This window comes from Kribbella sp. VKM Ac-2568 (assembly GCF_004345365.1).
GTDB lineage: Bacteria > Actinomycetota > Actinomycetes > Propionibacteriales > Kribbellaceae > Kribbella > Kribbella orskensis.
In genome coordinates this window covers 729,400-752,757 of record NZ_SLVF01000002.1, presented here as the reverse complement: position 1 = coordinate 752,757, position 23,358 = coordinate 729,400, and the positions used below count along the sequence as shown (strand labels likewise).

Annotated in this window: 21 protein-coding genes; 8 read left to right on the top strand and 13 right to left on the bottom strand. The window is 68.8% G+C overall.

What is annotated here, in order from left to right:
* Window positions 1-133: 133 nt before the first annotated feature.
* Window positions 134-796 (top strand): hypothetical protein, encoded by a 663-nt coding sequence (locus EV648_RS07320; RefSeq protein WP_241994947.1) that lies wholly within the window; start codon window positions 134-136, stop codon window positions 794-796.
* Here EV648_RS07320 and EV648_RS07315 read toward each other — a convergent pair.
* Entirely contained in the window at window positions 753-1,634 is an 882-nt protein-coding gene (locus EV648_RS07315) for an alpha/beta fold hydrolase (RefSeq protein ID WP_132286535.1), read from the bottom strand. The genes EV648_RS07320 and EV648_RS07315 overlap by 44 nt on opposite strands.
* A gap of 167 nt (window positions 1,635-1,801) precedes the next feature.
* On the opposite strand from EV648_RS07315, the gene EV648_RS07310 reads away from it, so the two are divergent.
* From EV648_RS07310 to EV648_RS07305, 3 genes are read left to right on the top strand one after another with little or no spacing between them, the layout of a single operon-like run.
* The gene (locus tag EV648_RS07310; RefSeq protein WP_132286532.1) at window positions 1,802-4,678 is read left to right on the top strand and encodes a helix-turn-helix transcriptional regulator; all 2,877 of its coding nucleotides are present in this window, start codon (window positions 1,802-1,804) and stop codon (window positions 4,676-4,678) included.
* Window positions 4,650-4,805 carry a hypothetical protein gene (locus EV648_RS42490; RefSeq protein ID WP_158293930.1) on the top strand — a complete coding sequence of 52 codons (156 nt, stop codon included), beginning with the start codon at window positions 4,650-4,652 and terminating at the stop codon, window positions 4,803-4,805. The genes EV648_RS07310 and EV648_RS42490 overlap by 29 nt, the downstream gene beginning before the upstream one ends.
* A 59-nt stretch (window positions 4,806-4,864) precedes the next feature.
* Complete coding sequence (locus EV648_RS07305) at window positions 4,865-5,884, top strand: GNAT family N-acetyltransferase (protein ID WP_132286529.1); 1,020 nt, start codon at window positions 4,865-4,867, stop codon at window positions 5,882-5,884.
* A 101-nt stretch (window positions 5,885-5,985) separates the two neighbouring features.
* Here the strand turns inward: EV648_RS07305 and EV648_RS43060 are convergent, their stop codons facing one another.
* The 3 genes from EV648_RS43060 to EV648_RS07295 are packed head-to-tail and all read right to left on the bottom strand — an operon-like array spanning window position 5,986 to window position 7,783.
* Window positions 5,986-6,441 carry a DUF6069 family protein gene (locus EV648_RS43060; protein ID WP_199234464.1) on the bottom strand — a complete coding sequence of 152 codons (456 nt, stop codon included), beginning with the start codon at window positions 6,439-6,441 and terminating at the stop codon, window positions 5,986-5,988.
* Window positions 6,438-6,734, bottom strand: coding sequence for a hypothetical protein (locus EV648_RS43055; RefSeq protein ID WP_199234463.1), 297 nt, complete (start codon window positions 6,732-6,734; stop codon window positions 6,438-6,440). The genes EV648_RS43060 and EV648_RS43055 overlap by 4 nt, the downstream gene beginning before the upstream one ends.
* 5 nt (window positions 6,735-6,739) lie before the next feature.
* Window positions 6,740-7,783, bottom strand: coding sequence for an RNA polymerase subunit sigma-70 (locus EV648_RS07295; RefSeq protein WP_132286526.1), 1,044 nt, complete (start codon window positions 7,781-7,783; stop codon window positions 6,740-6,742).
* A gap of 213 nt (window positions 7,784-7,996) precedes the next feature.
* Between EV648_RS07295 and EV648_RS07290 the strand changes: the two genes are divergently transcribed.
* Both EV648_RS07290 and EV648_RS07285 read left to right on the top strand, forming a co-directional pair.
* On the top strand, window positions 7,997-9,178 hold the full coding sequence (locus EV648_RS07290) for a flavohemoglobin expression-modulating QEGLA motif protein (protein WP_132286523.1): 1,182 nt from the start codon (window positions 7,997-7,999) through the stop codon (window positions 9,176-9,178).
* Window positions 9,175-10,173, top strand: coding sequence for a glutathione synthase (locus tag EV648_RS07285; RefSeq protein ID WP_132286520.1), 999 nt, complete (start codon window positions 9,175-9,177; stop codon window positions 10,171-10,173). The genes EV648_RS07290 and EV648_RS07285 overlap by 4 nt, the downstream gene beginning before the upstream one ends.
* Window positions 10,174-10,242: 69 nt before the next feature.
* Here EV648_RS07285 and EV648_RS07280 read toward each other — a convergent pair whose 3' ends face one another.
* Entirely contained in the window at window positions 10,243-10,440 is a 198-nt protein-coding gene (locus tag EV648_RS07280) for a hypothetical protein (protein ID WP_132286517.1), read from the bottom strand.
* A gap of 80 nt (window positions 10,441-10,520) precedes the next feature.
* A complete protein-coding gene (locus EV648_RS07275) occupies window positions 10,521-10,874 on the bottom strand; it encodes a hypothetical protein (protein ID WP_132286514.1) in 354 nt (117 codons plus the stop codon).
* 90 nt (window positions 10,875-10,964) lie between these two features.
* On the opposite strand from EV648_RS07275, the gene EV648_RS07270 reads away from it, so the two are divergent.
* Window positions 10,965-14,405, top strand: a complete 3,441-nt coding sequence (locus tag EV648_RS07270; protein WP_132286785.1) for an error-prone DNA polymerase — start codon at window positions 10,965-10,967, stop codon at window positions 14,403-14,405.
* Window positions 14,406-14,859: 454 nt separating this feature from the next.
* Here the strand turns inward: EV648_RS07270 and EV648_RS07265 are convergent, their stop codons facing one another.
* Window positions 14,860-15,312, bottom strand: a complete 453-nt coding sequence (locus EV648_RS07265) for a BON domain-containing protein (RefSeq protein ID WP_132286511.1) — start codon at window positions 15,310-15,312, stop codon at window positions 14,860-14,862.
* A gap of 203 nt (window positions 15,313-15,515) precedes the next feature.
* On the bottom strand, window positions 15,516-16,256 hold the full coding sequence (locus tag EV648_RS07260) for an orotate phosphoribosyltransferase (RefSeq protein WP_199234462.1): 741 nt from the start codon (window positions 16,254-16,256) through the stop codon (window positions 15,516-15,518).
* A 586-nt stretch (window positions 16,257-16,842) separates the two neighbouring features.
* Between EV648_RS07260 and EV648_RS07255 the strand changes: the two genes are divergently transcribed.
* Window positions 16,843-17,472: a VOC family protein gene (locus EV648_RS07255; protein ID WP_132286508.1), complete on the top strand. Its 630-nt coding sequence runs from the start codon at window positions 16,843-16,845 to the stop codon at window positions 17,470-17,472.
* Window positions 17,473-17,512: 40 nt separating this feature from the next.
* Here EV648_RS07255 and EV648_RS07250 read toward each other — a convergent pair whose 3' ends face one another.
* Genes EV648_RS07250 through EV648_RS07230 form a run of 5 tightly spaced genes read right to left on the bottom strand, consistent with a single transcriptional unit; the run spans window position 17,513 to window position 23,346 of the window.
* Window positions 17,513-19,048 (bottom strand): bifunctional 3-(3-hydroxy-phenyl)propionate/3-hydroxycinnamic acid hydroxylase, encoded by a 1,536-nt coding sequence (locus EV648_RS07250; protein ID WP_132286505.1) that lies wholly within the window; start codon window positions 19,046-19,048, stop codon window positions 17,513-17,515.
* Window positions 19,045-19,398: a DoxX family protein gene (locus EV648_RS07245; protein WP_132286502.1), complete on the bottom strand. Its 354-nt coding sequence runs from the start codon at window positions 19,396-19,398 to the stop codon at window positions 19,045-19,047. The genes EV648_RS07250 and EV648_RS07245 overlap by 4 nt, the downstream gene beginning before the upstream one ends.
* Window positions 19,395-21,278, bottom strand: coding sequence for an acyl-CoA synthetase (locus EV648_RS07240; RefSeq protein ID WP_132286499.1), 1,884 nt, complete (start codon window positions 21,276-21,278; stop codon window positions 19,395-19,397). The genes EV648_RS07245 and EV648_RS07240 overlap by 4 nt, the downstream gene beginning before the upstream one ends.
* Entirely contained in the window at window positions 21,278-22,216 is a 939-nt protein-coding gene (locus EV648_RS07235) for a fumarylacetoacetate hydrolase family protein (RefSeq protein ID WP_132286497.1), read from the bottom strand. Before EV648_RS07235 ends, EV648_RS07240 begins: the two co-directional genes overlap by 1 nt.
* On the bottom strand, window positions 22,213-23,346 hold the full coding sequence (locus tag EV648_RS07230) for a VOC family protein (RefSeq protein WP_132286494.1): 1,134 nt from the start codon (window positions 23,344-23,346) through the stop codon (window positions 22,213-22,215). Before EV648_RS07230 ends, EV648_RS07235 begins: the two co-directional genes overlap by 4 nt.
* Between the last annotated feature and the right edge of the window lie 12 nt (window positions 23,347-23,358).

The window sequence follows — 23,358 nt, the reverse complement described above, 5'->3', positions numbered from 1 at the left end:
AGCACCCGCATCGCAGCCCCACCCCGAACTCCGCCACACGACCCACATCGGCAATCACCGGCACACCTCTCCAGCCACCACCTAAGGCGCCAATCGGCGCACTGAAGAGTTCAGTCAACTAGCCGCGCCGGAGTTGTCCGGCGGTGGTGAGGTTCGGCCCTGGTCGCGCAACGGCAAGGAGTTCACCGCGAAGTTCCCTGATGTCCAGGCAGCTCTGGGAGCCCAGCTGACCACCGATTGTGTCCTGCACAGCGAGTTGGTTGTGAGGACAGGCGACCGCCTCGACTTCGACGCGTTGCAGCAACGGATGGTCAACACCGCGACCACCGTCCGTCGGCGCTTGGCGCCCACGCAGCCGGCGTCGTTCGTCGCGTTCGACGTACTGGCCGTAGGCGACGTCGATGTCCGGCCGATGCGTTGGACGATCCGCCGGCAGCGGCTGGAGTCGCTGGCCGCGAGCTGGGTGCCGCCGCCGCAGGTGTCTACGGTCACCGCGGAGGTCGATGAGGCCCGCGAGTGGCTGGACGCCTTCAAATCCAGCGGTGTCGAAGGACTTGTGGTCAAGGGCGCGTCGACGAGATACCAGCCGGGCCGCCGCGACTGGGTGAAGGTTGATTCTGTAGGGGTCAATCGTGTTCGGCTTGCCGGATGGACATCCTCAGCGAGGTCGACAGCAATTGGGGTGGACTGGCTCTGCACGACAACTGTCGGGCACCGTTGGGGTCGGCCAGTTCGACCTTTCGAGTCGGGCCCTACGCGGAGACGCGGCGGGTCAGGGCGGCCAGTTCGCGGTTGAAGCGCTCCGGCTCCTCGAGGTGCGGGGTGTGGCCGACGCCTTCGTACCAGGAGGGCTCGGCGGTCGGGCAGACGGCGAGGACGTGCTCGGCCATCGCTGGAAGCACGACGGTGTCCGCTCGGCCGTGGGTGACCAGCAGGGGTACCTCAAGGGTGCGCAGCACGTCGTCACCGTCGATCTCGCGCGCCGCGAGATTTGCGCGGATTCGTGCGGGCACAGTCATGCTGGAGCACAGCAGGGTCTCGAGGTCGTCGGGCGGGAAAGGCTTGGCCGGCCAGGCTTTGACCAGCGCGCGCATGGCTCGGATGTTGGTCGGCAGGTCGTCTGCAATGGCGTCGGCGAAATGGTCGAGGAAGCCGGGGCCGATCAGAGTGCCGAACGCCCTCCCGCCCATATTGACGGCCCCGCCGACGAAGTCAATGGCGGCGACCCGGTGCTGGCCGTGGGCGCGCAGGTAATCGCAGATGATGAAGCCGCCGTACGACCAGCCCACCAGCACGGCCCGGTCGAGACGCAGGTGCTCGATGATCGCCGCCACGTCGTCAGCCCACAGTTCGCCGTCGGTGTAGTGCTCCGGTTCGAGGGGGGCCTCCGACATCCCGTGGCCGCGCAGGTCGCAGGCCGCGAGCCGAAATTCGTCGGCCAGCGCGCTCTGGTACTGCTTGGCCCAGCAGAGGTGACTTTGCGACAAGCCGTGAAGGAACAGGATCGGCGGCCCGTCCGCCCTGCCCCACTCGCGGACGTGCAGCCGCAGGCCGCCGCCGCCTTGTACCGTGTGGATCTTCGTCGGCCCGATCGGCTTCTGCTCAAGCGACGCGGGCTGTGTGATCGCTGTCATGTCTCCGTCCCCCTTGTGTCTGTCGGATCAACAGGATCGTCACCGGGGAGAAGCCGGCGGCGCATCGGCCGGGGAGACTTATCCTCCGCGTCCGGCTACGTATCTACCGGCCGCGGGATGCGTACGAGAGCCTTCCGCGCCGGTGCCGGCGGCGCGATACTGCCTGGATGGGGGCTCTCGTGAGAGGGGTGTTCGTCGGACGTGTACGCGAGCTCGGGCAGCTCGAGCGCGTCCTCGACGCGGCGCGGGCGGGGAGCGGCACGACCGCGCTCGTCAGTGGGGACGCGGGCATCGGCAAGACCCGGCTGGCGTCCGAGTTCGCGGCGCGCGCCCGCGACGCAGGATTCGAGGTCCTTCTCGGGCGTTCGATCGATCTCGTCGGCACCGAACTTCCGTACCAGCCGTTCGTCGAGGCCCTGCGGCCGTTCGCAGAGCTTCCGCGGGTGGAGGGGCCGATGGTGGGCTCGCAACTGCGGGTCTTCGAGGAGACGCTCGCCCTGCTCAGCGAGCGCGCGGCTGCCGCACCGGTGCTGCTCATGCTCGAGGATTTGCACTGGGCTGATGCCTCGACGCTGGATCTCGTCGTCTTCCTCGCCCACAACCTCGACGACCGGCCGGTCCTGCTGCTTGCGACCTACCGCGCGGACGAGCTCTCCTCGGCTGAGCGGATGCGCCGGGTTGCGGCGGCGGTCCGGCGCTCGGGCTCGGCGCTCGTGCTGGAGCTTGGTCCGCTCGGGCCCGAGGAGTTGGGGGCGCTGCTCGCGGCCCGCGCCGAGGCTACCCAGCCGGCGGCGCTGACGGATGCGATCGTCACCCGCTCCGAAGGCAATCCTTTCTTCGCAGAAGAGCTTCTCTCCGCGTCCGGCGACCAGAACGGTGTGCTCCCGCACGGACTGCGCGACCTGCTGTTGCAGAGGGTCGCACAGCTCGACCCTCCGACGCAGACCCTGCTGCGCCTGGCCGCGGCTGCCGGACGCGACGTCGGCTACCCGCTGCTCAGCGCACTCGCTGCGCGCCCGGAGCACGACGTGCATGACTCGCTCCGAGAGGCAGTCGAGCACGCTGTTCTCGTCGCCGACCAGGCCACCGGCAGCTTCCGCTTCCGCCACGCCCTGCTCGCGGAGGCGATCTACGCGACAATCCTGCCCGGCGAGCGCGAGGAGCTCCACGCGAAGCTGGCCGCCGAGCTCGCACGCAGCGGAGCTGCGACGCCGGCGGAGCTCGCGCCGCATTGGGAGGCGGCGGGTCGCAGCGCGGAGGCGCTCGCCACGTCCGTGGACGCTGCACGCCAAGCGGAGGCGGTCTTCGGCCTCGCGGAGGCTCACACGCATCTCGAGCGGGCGCTCGCCCTGTGGCATACGGTGCCGGCCCCGGCCGAGCTCGCCGGACTCAGCATTGTCGAACTCTGCGCCTGGACAGCAGAGCTCGCCAGCCAAGTCGGTTCCGCCCCGCGCGCGGTCGAGCTCGCCCAGCGGGCGATCGAGCTCATCGGCACGGAAGACCCGCACCGTGCGTCGCTCCTCCAAGTGCGCCTCGGCGAGTACCTCCACGAGACCGGCAATGACCACGCCGGACTCGCCGCGTTGGAGCGCGCGGTCGAGCTCGTGCCGCCGGAGCTGCCCTCAGCGGAGCGCGCGTACGCGCTGGGATCACTCGCCGGCGGGCTGATGGTGGCCTGGCGCCACGCGGAGTCGCTCCCGATCGGCGAGCACGCGCTCGCGCTCGCTCAGGGTGTCGGCGGAGGCGACGCCGAGGTCCGAGCGCTCACCGTGCTCGGGGGCGACCTCGCCTACCTCGGCCGCGGGGAGGAAGGTCTCACCCATCTTCGTCAGGCCCTGCAGCTCGCCGAGGAGATCGGCGATCACATCGGCCTGGACCGGGCGTACGTGAATCTCACCGACGCACTGACGATGCTGGGCCGGCCCCAGGAGTCGGCGCGACTGGGGAACGCGGGGCTCGAGCTGATGCGCCGGTACGGGATCGACAGCGTCCCGCTCGTCGCGAACTCCATCGAGGCTCTGCTCGCCATCGGCGAGTGGGACAAAGCCGACAGCCTCAGCGCGGCCGCGCTGCGCGCGACGACCGCGAGCTTCCCCTACATGCTCCTCATGCTGCGCGCCGACCTCGAGGTCGGCCGCGGCGACTTCGAGGCCGCACGCTCACACCTCAACGCCGCGCTCGCTACGCTGCGCGAGGACCGCGGGCAGGGGATCTACGACGTCTATCTCGCAGAGCTCGCGCTGTGGCAGCGCCGGTGGACGGAGGCCGACCAGGCTGTGCGCGACGGCCTGGCCGGGGCGTGCTCCGGTGAGGCCGCCCAGCTCCGGGTCTGGTTCTGCGCTAAAGGGCTCCGCGCACAGGCAGAGCTGTCAGCCCTCGCACGCGCCCGACATGATGCGGACGCGTGCGAGGGCTGGCTCGCCCGGGCACGCAAGCTCATCGCCCTCGCTCGCCGCGAGGCCGCCGAGGCCTCAGCGGTTACACCGAACGCCGCCGGCTGGCTCGCCCTGGCCGAGGCCGAATACAACCGCGCCCACGACATCGCCCAGCCCGACCCGTGGTCGGCGGCCGCAGCCGCCTGGGATCGGCTCGAACGCCCGCCGCTCTCCGCCTACTGCCGCTGGCGCGAAGGCGAGGCTCTGGTCGCTGCCGGCGCCTCCCGCCGCGAGGCGAGCGCGCCGCTCATGGACGCGTATGCCTTCGCAGCCCGCAGTGGAGCAAAGCCTCTGCTACGCGAGCTGAAGCTACTCGCGGAACGGGCACGGCTCGAGCTCGCGCCGCCGGCGGCCGAGCCGTCCAACAGAAGGCAGCGCCCGGAGGAGACCCTCGGCCTAAGCCCGCGTGAAGCAGACGTTCTCGCTCTTCTCGCTCGGGGCTACACCAACCGTGAGATCGCCGCGGAACTCGTCATCAGCGTCAGAACGGCCGGCGTCCACGTCTCGCACATCCTGCGCAAGCTCGGCGTGCCGAACCGGATCGAGGCGGCCGCCATCGCGCACCGCGTGTCTCCGCCGTATGCCTGGCAACCCGCGCCTGACGCCTGACAGCCTTCTGGGCGACGACGCCGCTCGATCGCACAACCAAGACACCGCACCCGGACACCGGCCACTGACCTACGACGAGATCCAGCTGCTGTTCGTCGCCGCGGACGACCTGGTCGACCATTCGTGATGTCGTCATGGTGAAGTAATTCAATTGCTGGTAGGTCACGCCCGCCGGACGATGCGGGCATGACCATCACTCAGCTCGATCCGGCCCACTCCGTGGCGATGGGCCAGTGGTACGACCTGATGGTCGCAGTCACCCGCCACGACCTGCCCGACTTCCCCACACCCAGCCGACAGGAACACACGGCCCGGTTCGAGCACCCGTGGCCCACATTGACCGAAGAGGCGCTGCTGGCCTGGGACGGCGACCGGGTGGTCGGTGCCGCGTCGTACCTGCTGCCCCAGGCGGAAAACCTGAGCATGGTCTACCTGGAGCTGATCGTGCACCCGCAGCACCGGCGCCGCGGCATCGGCACCAGGCTGCTGGAGGAGGTCTACGCGGCCGCCCGACGGCACCACCGGAGCGTGATCGAGATCCAGACGGTTCGGGCAGTGCCCGGCGGCGTTGCCCGCGACGAGGCCGGCTACCGCTACCTCACCAACCGCGCTCACCAGCCCGGCGTGACCAGCATCAGGTCCCGGTGCCAGATCGCCGACCATTCGGGGGGCGACGAGGCGACGCTCGCCGAGGCGTGGACCCACGCGGACGGGTACTCGCTGGTGCAGTGGCGCGACGCAGTACCCGAAGAGATCGTCGAGGATGTCGCCGCGCTGCAGAGCCGGCTTATGCTCGACGCCCCCACCGGTGACCTGGCGGTCGAGCAGGAGTTGTACGACGCCGCCCGGGTACGCGGCCAGGAGGCGACCGAACTGGGTCGCGGCCACCGCTCCTACTCGACGGCGGCCCGGCACGACGCGACCGGCCAGATCGTCGCCCGCACCAAGCTGTCGTTCGAGGCGAACGACGACACTCACGCGCGGCAGCGGGTCACGATCGTCGAGCCGGCCCACCGAGGTAGGCGTCTCGGTCTGATCGTGAAGTCGGCCAACCATGCGTACACACGGGCACACGAGCCGGCGCTGCGCGTCATCGACGCGTGGAACGCCGAGGAGAACACGCACATGCGGGCGGTCAACGCAATGCTCGACTTCCAGCCGGTGGACTGCTGGTCGGTCTTCCAACTGTCGGTGCCGGCTGCGTAACCACAACCCGGCGAGGCGGACTCTGATGCCGCCGGCATCGAAGGCCGAGCAGCGACGCTCGCGCATGCCCTTGCGCCGCGCGTTGTCCCGTTGCGGGATCGTCAATCGCTCCGGGTGCGGAGGCTCAGCGCCAGGGTGGGGATCATCACCGTCGCAGCGACGAGGTGTAGCCCGAGGAGGGCGGTGGTGGTGGCGGTGTTTGCCCCGGCGAGGAGGGGCGGGACGAACGAGATCGCGGTCAGCGACACTGCCGTCCACACGAATCGCTTGGCGGGGCGAGCGCTCCAACGAAGAAGAGCGACGGCAATGACGATACCCACGACCGAGAAGAAGCCGGTCACCACGGCGAACCCGGACAACGGGATCGTCTCGCCACCATCGGGGACCTCGAAGTCGACGCCAACGGCCTGGGCAAGCGCAGCGGCGAGGGTGGTGGCGACCATCGCTGCGAGCGTGGCAATCAAGCCGGTGCCGGCGAGCCCGCGGAGCCGGTGGGTGTGGCTGGTCTGGCCCGATGCCGGGCCTGCGACGGCCCCGGTGTCATTCATGCTGTTCATGTCGTTCCTCCATCATTCGGTAACTGGCGTACGGGGTGTGTTGACTGGCATGTGACGGTCCTGGCCTTGAGGGTGACGATGCGCACCCTCGCCGTGCGACGGCCGGGGTTCCGCAGGGCGCGGACGCCGGTGCCGCGGAGCCAGAACCCGGCGTCGCGTCCGAGGACCGGCCCGGGCTCGCCGTCGCGCAGCTCCAGCTGCACCCGTCCGCGGGTGACGACGCCGAACGCGTCGCACCACTCCGCCGCGATCACCGCGACACGCTCGCCACCGCGCAGCGCGAGCGTCCACACCGGGACTACTCGATGCCGTCCGCCGGCAGGCGCTCCGGCAGCCCGAGTCGTGGGAACTGGTCGGCGTGGAACGTGATGATCTCTGCGATCGCCCCGCCGGTGACGCGCAGGACGTCGATCGTCAGCGGCAGGTACGCGCCCTCCTGCTTCCGCCAGAGGTAGAAGGCGACGGCGGGCTGCCGGTTCACGGAGGTGAGGACGGCGCGCAGGTGCTTCAGGTCCTGGAAGCCGCTCTCGACCCAGTCGTTCACCACCGCTTCGCGGCCGACGTACAGGCCCGGCGTGGGCGGCATCGAGCAGCGGACGTCGTCCCGCAGCAGTGCGGCGAGCCCGTCGACGTCCGTGGCCACGCTGGCGTCGGTATAGCGGCGCACCAGCTCGCGCGTCCCGGCGTCCTCCTCGCCTCCGGTCCAGTCCTGCCGCTCGGCGGGCAGGTGCTCCCGCATGCCGGCGCGGGCCCGCTGCAGCGCGCTGTTCACGGAGTTGACGGAGTCCCCGAGGAGCTCCGCGACGTCCTTCGCCGGCCAGCCGAGCACGTCCCGCAGGATCAGCACGGCCCGCGGGCGCGGCGCGAGGTGCTGGACTGCGACCACGTAGGCCAGCTCGATCGTCTCTCGCGCGACGGCGACGGTCTCCGGCTCGTCCGCGTCGCCCGCGGGCAGCTCGTCGAGCAGCCGGTCCGGGTACGGCTGCAGCCACAGCACCTCGCCGCCGGTCGCGGGCTCCGGGCGGCACTTGGCGAGCAGGTCCAGGCAGGCGTTGGTGGCGATCCGGTACAGCCAGGCCCGGAACGTCGACCGCCCCTCGAAGGTCTCCCGCCGCCGCCAGGCACGGAGGAACGTCTCCTGCACGGTGTCCTCGGCGTCCTCAAACGACCCGAGCATCCGGTAGCAGTGCACGTGCAGCTCCCGCCGGTGCCGCTCCGCCAGCCCCGAGAACGCCGGCTCGTCGACCTCGCCCAGCCCGCTCTCGCCCAGCCCGCTCTCGCCCAGCCCGCTCTCGCCCAGACCGCTCACGCCCAGCTCCTCCAGCCGCGTGTCCGCACTCATCACGTCATCCTTCCGTCTCATCGTGTCCGGTCGTAGGTATGACGGGTGCGGGCGCGACAACTCATCACTAGGGGTGGGTCGGCATGGCTGACGACACGCCGAGTCGCGGCCCGGGCGCGCACCGTGGCGACTAGGTGGAAGCACCAGCAGGTCATGGACTCCGCCTGAACTGCGCCTAGGTTGTTTGTAGAGGCTGGTGGGTACCGCTGTGAGATGACCTCACCGACCGAGCAGCTTGCGCCTGCTCTCGATATCGACGCCCGCCTCACCGAGATCGAGCGCAGCTTGAACCTGCTGCTCAACATCACGCCGGTCAATGCAGCAGAGGCCTGGACGGACTTCGAGCGGGGTGACTTCGGGACGGCCCCTACGCTCCGGCTCAGACCGCTGGAATTCGAGCCGGACATGGTGCGACGTGACCTCTACAGCCTCGAGGTCGAGAACGTGACCGACCCTGCGCTGCACACACTCTTCCGGGCGAAGCGAGACGAGATAGCACGACAGATCACAGCCTTGGAGGATCGCGACACTTCACGTTTCGTGTACGGGTCGCTGCAACTGTACGGAGGAGTCGCCCAGCCTCTCGCGTCCGCCGCGGAGGAGCTGCTCGAGACCATCCCCGCTCAAGCTCCCAGCACCCGGAGCGTCACAGCTGGCGCGTTCGCGGAGGCGGCTCGCGCGGAGTTCGATCGATACCGCGCCGTGTATCCGGACTTCCCGGCAGACATCGACGTGCGCGACGACATCTCCGAACTGATGGTGTCGTTCGGTCGGCTGCTCATCCCAGAAGCCGCCACTATCAGGGCGGACCGCGTCGAGCCGTTGCTGCACCACGAGGTCGGCACCCATGTCGTCACTTACCACAACGGCGCCAGGCAACCCCTGACGCTGCTGACGATCGGACTGCCTGGTTACGACGAGACCCAAGAGGGCCTTGCCGTGCTCGCGGAGTACCTGACCGGCGGGTTGGACCCGCGGCGTCTCCGCGTGCTCGCGGCGAGGGTTGTTGCCGTCGGCAAGATGCTCGACGGCGCCGAATTCCTGGAGATCTTCGAATCGTTACGGGCAGAACATCGGATACCGACGAGGACCGCTTGGTCCATCGCCATCCGGGTCGTCGTCGGCGGCGGCTCTGTGAAGGACGCGATCTACCTGCGCGGGATCACGCGCATCCTCGAAACCCTCGCAGAGGGCAGCAGCCTCGACGTCCTGTTCGTCGGCAAGCTGGCGTTGGACCACATCCCGTTGATCCAGGACCTGCTCGACCGCGAGGTGCTCGAAGCACCATGGGTCCGTCCACGCTGGCTGGACGTGCCCGGTGCTCAGGAGCGCCTCGACAGACTGCGCGCGGGCGCGTCGGTCACGGACCTGTACGAAGGAGGTGTGTCGGCATGAGGCTTGCCTTCTTCGTCAACGACGTCGCCACCGAGGTAGACGAGTACACGACTACGCGGCTGGCCAGGGCCGCGGCCCAGCGCGGGCATGAGGTTTGGTATGTCGGGGTCGGAGACGTCGAGCTCGGGGAAAGCGACGGGCAACTGGTGGCCCGGGCTCATGCCGCAGAGTTCGAGAAAGACGACACGCTCGAGGCCTTCATGAAGCGCATCAAGGAGCGCGACGCCGAACGGATCGTCATGGACGACCTCGACGCCTTGTTCCTCCGCAACGAATCGATCGACGATCTGCAGGAGCGGCCGTGGGCAAGTCCACTGGGTGTGGTTTTCGGCCAGATGCTCCAGGCACGAGGCGTGACGGTGGTGAACGATCCGAGGTCGCTCACACGCGCAACGAGCAAGCTCTACCTGGAGGAGTTCCCCGAGAAGATCCGCCCCCGATCGCTGGTGACGCGCGACCCGGAAGCGATCGAACGGTTCGCCGGCAAGGTCGGACACTGCGTCGTCAAGCCTCTGTACGGAGCCAAAGGCCGGAACGTGTTCATGATCGAGGACGAGAGCGAAGCGAACCTCGCCCAGATGACCGAGGCGGTGCTACAGGACGGCTACGCGATCGTCCAAGAGTTCGTCGACGGCGGCGAGGACGGCGATGCCCGGATCTTCCTGCTCGAGGGACAGATCCTCGAGCGCGACGGGAAACCGGCCGCCTTCCGGCGAGTGCCCACGGGTAACGACCCGCGGGCCAACATCAGCAAGGGCGGACGCTCGATCCCTCTCGAGATCGGTGACGCGGAACGCGGCATCGTCGAGGCGATGAGCAAGAAACTCGTGGCCGATGGCATGTACTTCGTCGGCATCGATGTGATCGGCGACAAGGTGGTGGAGATCAACGCGGAGAGCCCGGGCGGGATGCAGAGCATCGAAAGGCTCTACGAGATCGACGTCTGCCCGACCATCATCGAAGCCTTGGAGCGCCGCACCGGCTCGAAGCCCTGAGCCGCCGCGTTGCCGGGTGAAGGTACGCGCTTGGCTAGCGTTGGCTGTCTCCGGCGAGGGCCGGCGTGGTCACCGGTCGCCGATCCAGACCCAGATCTCCGAGCCGGGTCGCTCCGGGCGGTATCCAAGTGCCCACCCGCGCACGTCGTCTGGTGATCGGCCCATGCGCTCGGCGGCGCGGCGGCGTTCTTGCCAGTCGTCGGCGTAGAACACCTGGCCGTTACCGGGTCCTCCGGACAGTCTGACTATCTGCTGATTCCTTGCCATCAGCCTCGCCACCAATCACCCGCGCTGCATTTCGATGATCACCGGCGGCACCGACAGAAACACGCATCCTCGTTCAGCGGTCAGCCGGTTGGCGCTTGATGGATGCGGAGTTCGGTACTGCGTAGCCAGTTGATGGTGCCGTCGGCGTTGCGGACGCGGCCGATCCATTCGCCGTCGCGGCGGCTGAAGACCCACGCGTCGAGCAGTCCGCCGGGCTCCCAGGTGGCCCGGTCGACCTCTTGCGGTGCCTCGAGCCGTCGTACGGTGGCTGCGTCGCGTGGGCCGTGGGCGTCGTATTGCAGTTCCAGATCGGCTGCGAGTTGGTGTGCGGCGGCTTCGGGGAGGCCGCGGCCTCGCCAGCCGTTGCTGGCGCCGTCCCACACGCCGTACTGGCCGGTTTCGGTGTCTGGGCGCACCTTGAATCGTCCGAACATGACCACAGGATGCCATCAATCGAAAGTATGTTCTACTGGGGTCTGGGTGGCTGGACAGTGCCGCCTGGTACGGGGAGCGAGGTGGTCACGGTGGGCTACAACAACCCGCCGATTCCGTGGTCGGAGCTGGAACGGACGCTGTCTGACCGGTCCCGCCCGGACGGTCATGGTGGCCGGCCGGTCGAGGCCGACGGTGGTGACAGTCCGGCGTGGTCGCAGCACCGGGCGCCGTACGCGCCGCCGGAGTACGAGAAGGCTCAGCCGCCGGACGGGCCGGTGACGCCGTACGCCGAGTTGCACGCGCACTCCAACTTCAGCTTCCTCGACGGGGCGTCGTCACCGGAGGAGCTGGTGGAGGAGGCCGTCCGGCTCGGGCTGCACGCGATCGGGCTGACTGATCATGACGGGTTCTACGGGGTCGCCAGGCTGGCCGAGACCGCCGCCGCCTACGAGATGACCACCGTGTTCGGTGCGGAGTTGTCGATGGGGTTGACACATCCGCAGAACGGTGTCGCCGACCCCGAAGGCAGCCACCTCCTCGTGCTGGCGGAGGGTCAGGAGGGGTATCACCGGTTGTCCGGGGCGATCACCGAGGCGCACCTGGCGGGCGGGGAGAAGGGCCGACCGGTTTACGACCTCGAGGACCTGGCCGCCCGCGGCCGCGATCATTGGGTGATCCTGACCGGCTGCCGCAAAGGTCTCGTCCGCCAGGCGTTGGCCAGCCCCCACGCAACCGGGTACGACGCCGATGCTGCGGGCAAGGAGCTGGACCGGTTGACGGCGTTGTTCGGCAAGGGCCGGGTCGTGGTCGAGCTGATCGACCACCGCAACCCGGTCGACTCCACGATCAACCACGCCCTGGCCGACCTCGCCCGTTCCGCCGGATTGCCGACGGTGGCTACCGGCAACGTTCACTACGCGGCACCCAAGAGGCACAAGCTCGCCGCCGCGCTGGCGGCGGTGCGGGCGCGCAGGTCGCTGGACGAGATGGACGGGTGGCTCCCGGCAGGCCCGAACGCGTTCCTGCATTCGGGTGCGGAGATGGCCCAACTGTTCCGCAGCTTCCCCGGCGCGGTGGCGCGGTCGGTGGAGCTGGCCGACCAGCTCGCGTTCAACCTGCGCAAGGCCAAGCCGAAGCTGCCCAAACAGGAGGTCCCGCCCGGCCACACACCCATGAGCTGGTTGCGGCACCTGGTGATGGAGGGCGCCGCCGAACGGTATGGCACCCGCGACGAACGCCCGGACGCCTACGAGAGGCTGGAAAAGGAGCTCGCGGTGATCGAGGCCCGCGACTTCCCGGGGTACTTCCTGATCGTGCACGACATCGTCGCGTTCGCCCGCTCCAAAGGCATCCTGTGCCAGGGCCGCGGGTCGGCGGCGAACTCGGCGGTCGTCTACACACTTGGGGTGACCGCTGTGGACGCGATCTTGTATGAGTTGCCGTTCGAGCGGTTCCTGGCCTCGACCCGGGAGGAGGAGCCGGACATCGACGTGGACTTCGACTCCGACCGCCGCGAGGAAGTCATCCAGTGGGTCTATCAGAAGTACGGCCGGCGCAACGCGGCGCAGGTCGCGAACGTGATCAGCTACCGGCCCCGCTCGGCGGTGCGGGACATGGCCAAGGCGCTCGGGTACTCGGTCGGCCAGCAGGATGCCTGGTCCAAGCAGGTCGATTCCTGGGGCGGCCAGGTCAGCTCTGATGATCACGATATTCCCGGGCCGGTGGTGGCGATGGCCGAGGACCTGTTGAAGTTCCCGCGGCACTTGGGGATCCATTCGGGTGGGATGGTGTTGACGGAGCGGCCGGTGGGGGAGGTGGTGCCGATCGAGCATGCCCGGATGGAGAACCGGACCGTGCTGCAGTGGGACAAGGACGACTGCGCCTACATGGGGCTGGTGAAGTTCGACCTCCTCGGCCTCGGCATGCTCGCCGCACTCCAGTACACGATCGACACCGTCCGCGAGAAGCTCGGCGAGTCCTGGGAATTGCACACCATCCCCAAGGAAGAACCCGGCGTCTACGACCAGCTGTGCAACGCCGACTCCGTCGGTGTGTTCCAGGTCGAGTCGCGCGCCCAGATGGCCACGTTGCCGCGGTTGCGTCCGCGGCGGTTCTACGACCTGGTGATCGAGATCGCGTTGATCCGGCCCGGTCCGATCCAAGGCGACGCGGTGCATCCGTTCATCCGCCGCAAGAACGGCGAGGAGCCCGTCACCTACCCCCACCCCGCGTTGGAGCCGGTGCTGGAGCGGACCAAGGGGGTGCCGTTGTTTCAGGAGCAGTTGATGCAGATGGCGATGGCGATCGGCGGCATCAACGGCGACGAGGCCGACCTGTTGCGCCGGGCGATGGGCTCCAAACGCGGCATCGAGAAGATCTCCTCCCTCAAACAACAGCTCTACGACGGAATGGCCGCCCACGGACTCACCGGCGCCGCGGCCGACGACATCTACGCGCGGATCGAGGCGTTCGCGAACTTCGGGTTCGCCGAGTCCCACTCGATCAGCTTTGCCCTCCTCGTCTACTCCTCCACCTGGTTCCGGCTGCACTACCCGGCCGCGTTCCTCGCCGCGCTGCTGCGGGCGCAGCCGATGGGGTTCTACTCGCCCCAGTCCCTGGTCGCCGACGCCCGCCGCCACGGCGTCACGGTCCGCCGCCCCGACCTGCACCTGTCCGGCGTCTACGCCGAACTCGAGGAACTCGACGGCGACGACCTCACAGCGGCTCCGACCGGGAACCCTCATTGTTTGGATGATCCGCAGCTGCCGGTGGGGGAGTTCGACGAGCACGCCAAGTTCGACAGCACCACCCACCGCCGCGACGGCCAGTACGCCGTCCGGCTCGGCCTCGCCGAGGTCAAGAAGATCGGCGACAAGATCGCCGAACAGATCGTTGCCGAACGCACCACCAACGGTCCGTACGCGAGCATGGCAGATCTCGTCCGCCGCACCGGGCTGACCGCGCCCCAGGTCGAGGCACTGGCCACTGCCGGAGTCTTCGACTGCTTCGGTCTTACCCGCCGGCAGGCGATCTGGGAGGCCGGCCGCGCGGCCGAGGAACGCCCCGGCCAGCTCGCCGGGGTCACCGCGGCCGGGCCGCCGCCGATGCTGCCCGGGATGACCGACGTCGAGGTCGTCATGGCCGACCTGTGGGCCACCTCCATCACGACCGGCAAACACCCGATCGAAGAAGTCCGCCCAATGTTGGCCGCGGCCGGAATCCTGTCCGCCGAGCAACTGCGCGAAGCCGAAGACGGGACCCGCGTCAGGGCTGCCGGCGTAGTCACCCACCGGCAACGCCCCGCCACCGCGTCCGGGGTCACCTTCATGAACCTCGAAGACGAAACCGGCATGATCAACGTCGTCATCTCCGTCGGCTGCTGGAACAAGTACGCCCGCATCGCGCGCGACTCCAACGCCCTCATCATCCGCGGCCGCGTCGAACGCGCCAAAGGCGTCGTCAACCTCGTCGCCGACCGCCTCGAACGCCTCTCACTCGCGGCCAAAACCAACTCACGAGACTTCCGCTAGCAACCGTGACCACCAGTTGGTGCCGACATCATGTGGGCGGTTCCTGAGGCTGGCTCCTGATCTCCTTCTCACTCAATCCTCCGTTTGGTTCCTGCCGGTCCCGGTGAATGCTTGTCGGTTCAGGAAAGCTCTGGCCTGATGCGACACAGCTCGTCGCGGCGTGGCTCGGTTCGTGACGCGACATGCTCTGTCAATGAGACGAGTCGGAGCATGCCAAGAAACGACAGTCCTGACAGCCGTTCGGCCCGGCTGGTGCGCTGGCGACAACCCAGAGTGGGTGGAGCAACCTGTAATGCGATGGTCGGTATTAGCTTGCTCTGGCTGGCCTTCCTTGACATTCGACCCGCCGACTGGTCGTGCGTAGCCCGGTACCCCTGCCATCCGAGCACTGCGCTGCTCGACAGTGCTCAGGCCTCGCTTGTTCACGACGCCGGCGGCCTGGGCGGCGGCGGTGTCAGGTGGGGGTGCGGGTGAGGTGCGACCGCACATCGCGGACTCCGGCGATGCCGTCGACGGCCTTGACGATCTCGGCTTCCGCCTCGTTGTTGGGGACTTCGCCGTGCAGGATCACGGTGCCGTTCTCGACCGTGACGTGCACCCGTGGCACGTGGAGCCGCTTCTCCAACGGCCCGATGCTGGAGCGCACGCGGTCGGCCAGCGTCGCGTCGTCGACGTTGGCGTCCGGGTGGCGCCGCAGCGCGTGGTAGGCCACGCCCTTCGCCTGGCCGGCCAGATGACGGCCTCGGCGGCGCAGGTCCGCGATGGTGCTCTCGGCTCGGCTGGATCGCCGCAGCTTGTCGATGCCGATCTTCGCTCCGACGGCGGCACAGACCGCCGCGGCGGTCACGAGCAGTTTGCGCATGATGATCATCGCCTTCAGCGCGTTCGTCACTATCTCGGATCCCATTCTGCGCCGCAATGTCCCCGCAAGGGAGGCCTGGGCGGATCGGACGAGGTTGCAGTCAAATCACCTCCGTGGCTCGGCTAGGAAGCTGACCGATCCCGTCGTCGGCCGCTGCCCGCGCAGCCGCGGGGTGGCGGCCCACGCGGTGCCGACGGTTTGCCCTTGGGCTCCGGTGGGCTGTGGTGGCGTAGCCGAGTGGCTTGCCGTCAGGCAGCTTGGTTCAGGAGCGTCCAGCGGGGGTCGTCGTTGGGCCAGTGGTTGACGAGGGCATCGACGGCGAGCTGGTGGGTTGCCGGGTCGAGTATGCCGTGATCGGTGGCTGCCGTGAGTACCTCGAGGTAGGTCGCGATGGACTCGATCGGAAGCGTCACGGCGATCGGAGCCACCGAAGTAGCAACGTCGCGCATGTCGACGAGCGCGAAGACGCCGACGAGGCTCGCGCCTTCGCTCTGGAGCTCGTCTGCGAAGGCTTCGAGCGCCCTGCCCGATGAGACCGCGTCGTCGACGAGCAGCACTCGCTGGCCAGCGACTGCCGCTCCGCGGACGCGTGGTTCGTGGTCCTCGTGCCCCACGTAACCGGGCTTGCGGACGAACGCGAACGGAAGGTCGCCGGCCAGCGCGACGGCGGTGGCCAGCGGGATGCCACCGGTCTCGGCGCCGACGATGACGTCCACGCCGAGCCGATGGGCGAAGGCTTCACCTGGTACGGCGAGGTCGCGCAGCAACTGCGGGTCGCCGTACGCGTTCTCGTTGGAGAGCGGGTGAAGGGGGAGACGCGTCTTCATGTCCCAGTGCGCGATGCCGGGCCGGACGAGGCCCGGCACGGTGGCCAGCCGACCGACGAGGTTCGTCAGTGGATTTTGAACGGCGGTGAGGCGAGCAACGTCGGCGTGGTCGACGAGCCTTATCCGCTTGGGGTTCGCCAAGGTCATCTGGTTCGTAGTCATACCATCGACGGTCGTGCCGTATCGCGTTCATCGCATCTGTGGCGCCTACTGGTGATCACCCTGGACGCGAGCACGGTGGGGCGACCGTTGGGCCGAGGTGTCAGAGTCGCCCAAGGCGCGGCTGCGCGAAATGGCACAGTCACAATGCGTGCACGACGCCCTTTCTGGTGCTCGCCAGTCCAGTCGCGGTCTGCTTCATTGCACTGGCCACCGCCCGATGATCCGCTCAATCGAGGCCGGCGCACGCTCATGGCCCGCCACCCGAGCTGCGCTCGCCTTCGGCCGGGACAAGGCGTGCAGATACGCCGTCGCTGCAACAGCTGGGTCTCGAGATGGCTGACGGGTCAGACCAGGTAGCCGAGCTTCAGGCGGGCGGCGGTCAGGTTATATTTCTACCGTTGCGCGGTCGGGCGCGATGGCGCAACCCCGAGTCCGAAGAGTTCATCTCAGGCTGGCAGGTCCGGGTCAGCGTGCGGATCCTCGCCTTGTCAGTGTCTGACCGACCCGGATGCCGGCCCTGTGGGGTGCTGTCCCGACGCTTGCCCGCGCGGGCATCCATCGCGCCGCCGATGTTAGGTTCGCCGGCATGACCGAGCAGATCACGGCCGGGCAGTTCCACGCGGCCGACGATGTCGAGGACTGGCGCTCCCTCTACCACGTGGCCTCGGGCCATTTTCGGACCGGCTCGCTGGCCAAGGGCATCGCGTTCGTCGATGAGATCGGCCGGCTCGCCGGGGGAGCCGAGCAGGAGTACCTCAGTGTCGACCTACGGTCCGCCGGCGTCACGGTGTCCCTCGGGCGGCGCGACATCGCGCTGGCCCGGCGGATATCTGCCGCCGCCAAGGAACTGGACATTCCCGCCGACCCGACCGCCGTGCAGCTCGTCAACGTCACTCTTGACGCACTAGTCGGCGCGGACGTGCTGCCGTTCTGGCGGGCGCTGCTCGGCTACCGCCAGATCGGCGACGACTACCTGTTCGACCCGTTGCGCCGCGGCCCGGGCTTCGGGTTGCAGCAAATGAATGCGGCCCGCCCACAGCGCAACCGCATGCACCTCGATGTCGCCGTCCCCCATGATCAGGCCGAGGCCCGCATCTCCGCCGCCCTGGCCGCGGGCGGCCACCTGGTCTCCGACGCGCACGCGCCGATGTGGTGGGTCCTGGCCGACGCCGAGGGCAATGAGGCGTGCGTCGCCACCTGGGTCGGCCGCGAATAGCGCGTAGCCGCCAGCTGCCGTTTCGCGGCGGATGCGTTCGTCAGGCAACCAGGAACCTCGGTGTTGCTTCGCATAGCGAAGCGACGTCGCGGCCGGCCCGCAGCACCGTGAAGTCCGGTCGTACTAGTGCGGCCGCAGCCTTGCCGTGTGCGAGCCACTTGTCTAGGGCTGAGTCGGGTGCCACCTCGAGCACCTCCGTCCCGCGGCATGCCAGCACCGCCCGCTGCTCGGGTGAGAGCTGTACGCGGCTCACGAACACGAACCCGCCACGGGTCACGTCGTCGTATCGGATGCCATTCGTCAGGGGCGCGTTCGGGCACAGCCGCCCGTTGAGAGACTTGCGGAGCCTACGTCGATCCACCAGATCGGACCGGCGCAGCGGGGGTGTCTCGCCGTCGAGAAGGCGAGCGCGGAGGCCAGGGACCCAGTGCAGCCGCGGGGCGATAGCCCGGCGGAGCAGGCCGCCCGCCCTACCCCCCTGAGTCATGGAGACGCCGATGAGCTTTGCGAGCTGGATGAGGGCCCGGGCGTGTGGTTTGCGCTCCACCTCGTAGGTGTCGAGCATCGACTCGGGCAGGTCTCGGGAGAGGACGCCCGCGATCTTCCAGCTGAGGTTCATCGAGTCGCGGAGTCCAGCGCACAACCCCTGTCCGATGAAGGGTGGCGTCAGGTGGGCGGCGTCGCCGAGGAGGAACACATTGCCGTGTCGCCAGCGGTCCGCCAACTGGGCCCGGAAGGTGTACTCCGCGACGCGCACCAGCTCGAGCTGGTCGCCGGCGATGCCCTCGACCCACGGTCCGATGAGGGGCTCGAGGGCTCCAATGGAGTCGAAGTCGGCGGCGGTCTCGCCGGCCAGCAGCCGGAACTCCCAGCGGTAGCGGGCGTCGCTGATGCGCATGTACGTCGCCGCGCGCTCGTGGTCGCAGACCTGGTGTACGCCTTCCCACTGGTCGAGCTCGACCGTGCCGGCCACGTCGACCACAAGCCAGCGCTGCTCGAACTTGAGGTCCTCCATCGTCGAGCCGATCGCCGTGCGCACCACGCTGTTGGCTCCGTCACAGCCCAGGACGTAGGTGGCCAGCACGGACTCGTGCTCGCCGGTGAGCCGGTCGGTAAAGTCCACCCGGACCCGACTCCGGCCGTCCTGGGCAACGTCGGTGACTTCGACGTCCCCGCGCAGGCTGACTGTGGTCTGGTCCTTGAGGTTGGTGCGCATCAGGTGCTCGAGCGCGGGCTGGTCGAACATGTTGGCCTTGGGGTGCCCGTGCCGGCGGTAGTCGTCGGCCCGGTCGAACACCGCGAACACCCGGTGGTTCCGGTCGATCAGCCGCAGTCCGCGAGTGGGCCGGGACACGGCTGCGAACTGCTTGGCTATGCCGAGTCGCGCGAGGATCCGATAGGTCTCGTCGTCGAGGTGGACGGCCCGCGGCTGGGGGTAGACGCCGTCCCAGCGGTCCAGGACGAGGCAGTCGACGCCGTACTGCCCGAGAAGGGTGGCGGCGGCGAGGCCGACGGGGCCGGCCCCCACGATGACGACGGGAATCGGGTCGGCGCTGGTCTGCTGAGAACGGTTCATCGCAGGTCTGCGACCACGAGAAGCAGGAAGCTGAGGGTCACCAGGCTGAGGACGACGGCCGGTGCGATCTCGCGCAGGCGGTCGCCGTTGCGCAGGTGTGCCACGACTGCCCCACCAAGGAGCATCAGGAGTCCCGCGGCGGCCAGGGCACCGATCACCGGGACGAACGCGCCGACGAGAAGGCCGACGACGGCGACGACCTCGAGAAGGCCGATCCGTCGGTAGGCCGCGACGCTGAAGCCGACGTGTTCGGCCTTTGCACGCATGGCGGGTACGGCGGCGAGCTTGGCCGAGCCGAGGGCCGCGAAGGCTACGACGAGGATGCCCGCAAGAATCGATGTGGGGTTCATGACAGTTCCAATCTCCAGGTGATGGCGAAGCGGTCGAGTGTTTTCCTGACTGAGGTCTCCTCGGCGCCGTGGGCCAGGCCGACGACGACGAGGACCGCGCCGTCCGCGACCGTTGCTCGGACTCCGTTGACCGAGGGGATGTCGCGGAGCGCGTCGGCGATGGCCTCTCGGGTGGCCTCGGCGCGCAGGGCGGGTTTGAACGGCTTGCCCACGAGGGTGACGGGGAGTGCGTCCAGCACGGTGACGGCCTTGGGCGCCGCCGCCTGCTCGGGCACGTGGTCGCCGGCCCAGGCACGTAGTTCTTCGGGGGTCGCGCTGGTGCCCGGGGCGAGCGTGACGAACGCGACCGGCACCTCGCCGGCGTGCGGGTCCGGACGACCCACTGCCTGCGCGGCCGTGACCGCCGGGTGTGCCAGCAGCACGCTCTCGATGACCGCCGGGTCGATGTTGTGACCGCCGCGGATGATCAGGTCTTTGGCTCGGCCGGCGAGGTGGATGAAGCCGTCCGGGTCGACCCAGGCAAGATCCCCGGTGTCCAGCCAGCCGTCGCGCAGCTTGCCCATGCCGTCCAGCACACGCACGTCGGGAGTCCTGCCTGTGACGTAGCCGCGGAACACGGTCGGTCCACTGATGACGAGCACGCCGACCTGACCGGCAGGCAGGTCGACCCACTCACCGTCGGCGGTGACCTGGACGGCCTTCACCTGCTGGTACGGCAGGCGCTGGCCGACGGACCCGAGACGTGGATGGTGGGGAAAGCTCAGTGCGCTGACGCACGTGGCCTCGGTGAGGCCGTAGCCCTCGACCAGCCGGATGCCGGTAGCGGATTCAAAGCCGTCCCGAACCGACTGAGGAAGGGGCGAAGCGCCGACGACGGCGAAGCGGAGGCTGCTGATGTCGGCGTCGACGGGATAGCCGGCCAGGACGGAGTACACGGTGGGCACGGCGCTCATCGTGGTGACCCCGTAGCGCTCGACGAGTTTCCAGAAGTGCGTGTAGAGCGCTTGGTCGCGGTAGCCCTCGGGGCCTGCCCAGATGACCTGGAGGCCCCTGAACAGCGGGGCCAGAACGGTGACGACGAGTGCGTTGACGTGGAAGAGCGGCAGCGCCGCGAACACCACTGCGTCGTCGTGCAACAGGCTGTTGACAGCGATCATCCAGGCGTCGCTGACCTCGTTGGCGTGGTTGTGGGCGGCGAGTTTCGGCGTGCCGGTCGTGCCGCCGGTGTGGAAGAGAGCGGCGAGGTCGGTGGCCGAGGGGGTTTCACCCACGAAGGCGTCGTGCGGCTGCTCCGCCGCGAGGGCGGACAGGTCGCCGACGCGGACGACGTCTATCGGCTGCAGCTCCGCCTCGGCCTGGCCGTCCCGCTTCGGGCCCAGTGCGAGGAGGGCTTCCATCCCGGCCTCGACGGCGAGCTCCCGGGCACTCTCCCACACCTCCGGCGCGAGCTCGGGTCCGGAAGCCACAAGGACCCGGGCGCCCGACCTGCGCAGGAGTTGGGCGGTGTGCTCCCCGGAGAGCCCGGTGTTGATCGGCGCCGCTATCCCGGCGAGCTGGGCGGCCAGGATCGCGGTGACGAGCTCGTCGCAGTTCGGGGCAAGGAGGGCGACCCCGTCGCTTCGACGCACCCCGAGCATGTGGAGCACGTTGGCGTAGCGATGCACGTCCATAAGCAGCTCGGCGTACGTTCGCTCCGCCGGGTGCTCCCACCGTTCGCCGTTCGGGAGCACGGACAGGGCGACGCGGTCCGGCCAGAGGCCGGCGGCCCGGACGAGGAGCTCGTACGTCGTGCCCGGGAGGCCGCGGTCGGCGAGTGGCACGGTCTCGATCGCAGCGACGTCGCCGGGCCCGTCGTACGTCGGCCAGAGCAGGTCGCGCATCAGGGGGTCCTCACGACGGTGCGCTGCCGACCGAGGTCGATCGCACCGTCGTCGGTGCCGATGGCGACCTCGACGACGTCGCCGTGCTTGAGGTACTTGGGGTTCTGGGCCTGCCGCTGGAAGAAGATCTTCCATTTCAGCGCGGGGGGCAGGAACGCGGCGATCATCTCGACCGGCTTCGGCGGTGCGCTGAGGGCGGTGCCTTCCGGGGTCCCGGTGAGGAGCAGGTCACCGGCGTCCAGCCGCTGGAACCGGCTCAGCGCCTGCAGGGCCTCGAGCGGCGAGTAGATCATGTCGTCGTCGACCACCGAGTCCTGGCGCAGCTCGCCGTTGACCCAGAGGCGCAGGCGCAGATCTCCGAACCTCTTGAGCTCGTCGTCGTCGAGCAGGACCAGCGACGGCCCGACCGGCGTGAAGGTCGGGTACGACTTGGACTCGAAGAACTGGGTCTTCGGCAGCTGCACGTCTCGGGCGGAGACGTCGTTGGTCACCACCAGGCCGGCCACGAACGAGGTCCAGTTGTCTGCGGTGACCTGCGTGCCCACCGGCAACTCCCGGCCGATCACCAGGCCGATCTCGACCTCGTAATCCAGGTAGCGCACGTGACCGGGGCGGACGATGTCGTCGAACGGGCCGCTGAGCGACCCCGACGTCTTGCGGAAGAACGTCAGCGGGATGGTGTCCAGGTCGAGCCCTGAGTCCTTCACATGGCTGGCGAAGTTCGTCATCTGCGCCACCACCCGGCAGGGGGCCGTCACCGGGGACACCAGGTCGAGGGTGGCCGGGTCGGCCGTGTCCTTGCTCGCCCGGGCGGCCTCGATCTGCTGGGGCTCCGCGAGCAGCCCACTGGTGGTCGTTGCGTCGGTGTCGATGCGTGCGGCGCCGCCGGGAGTGCGGACCCACCAGGCGTCGGGCGTGCGAAGGATCGTGATGCTCATGAACTCGTCACTTTCAGGAGGCCGCGGAGGCGGGTCAGGTCGAACTCGTTGTCTTCGCGCAGCGAGCGAGCCATCCAGATCAGCTCGCGCAACGCGTCTCGCCCTGGTGTGAGACCCAGGAAGTCCTTGGTGGCCTGCGGTCCCCACTGGGCCAGCCCGGACGCCGTCATCGGCGACCAACCAGGCTCCAGGGTGCAGTCGAACAGGTCACCGTCCGCGAAGTGCTCGACCAGGAGCCCGTCCGGGTCGCGCCAGTAGTCGAAGATCTGGCTACCCTCGATGTGACGACCGATCCCCCAAGAGCGGTAGAAGCCGAGCTCGCGGAGGTACTCTCCACCGGCGGCCATCGCGTCGAGGTCGCCCACCTGGTACGCCGAATGCACGTACCGGTTACTGGGACCGAGCATCATCGCCAGCGTGTGGTGGTCAGTGGGAGTCATGCCGCGGTCACAGCGGATGAAGCTCATCGTGGGGCCACGCTCGCGCTGCCCCTCGAAGTACTTGAAGTCGCTGACGATGAGACCGAGGTGCTCCAGGTACCAGTTCAGGGACTCGATGTACCTCGTTGTCTGGAGCACGACGTGGCCCAACCGCTGGATCTTCGCGGGGGCATGCGGCGGGCGCTGCGTGGTGTTGGCGCGACGCACATCGTGCCCCCAGTTGAACACCTGCGTCGGCTGCGGCGGCAGTGTCGGGAGCTCGTGGGTGTCGGCGACAACCCGGACCATGACCCCACCCGGGTCGATCAGGTCCGCGGTGACCCCGCCCAGATGCTCAGGCAGCTTCTCGACCTTCGTCCCGGTGGCGTCGGCGAGCCGCACCACGTCGGCGGAGTCCGCGGCCCGGAAGGCCGCACCGAGATACCTCGAGCGTGGGCCGCGCCGGACGACCACACAGGGCGCGCCGGAATCGGTCCCGCGTAGCTGCAGCTCGTCCGCCGTACGGCTCACGGTGGTGAACCCGAACGCGTGCGCGAAGCGCTCAGAGGCGGCCAGGTCGGGCTTGATGAACTCGAGCCAGGCCAGGTCGAGCACCTTGATGACGGGGTTCTTTGCGCGTCCCGGGTGCTCGGCGGGCAGCGCGCCATGCTCGCTGTGCAGGTCGTTGTGAGTCCCGTGGTGACCGCTCATCGCTGCTCCTCA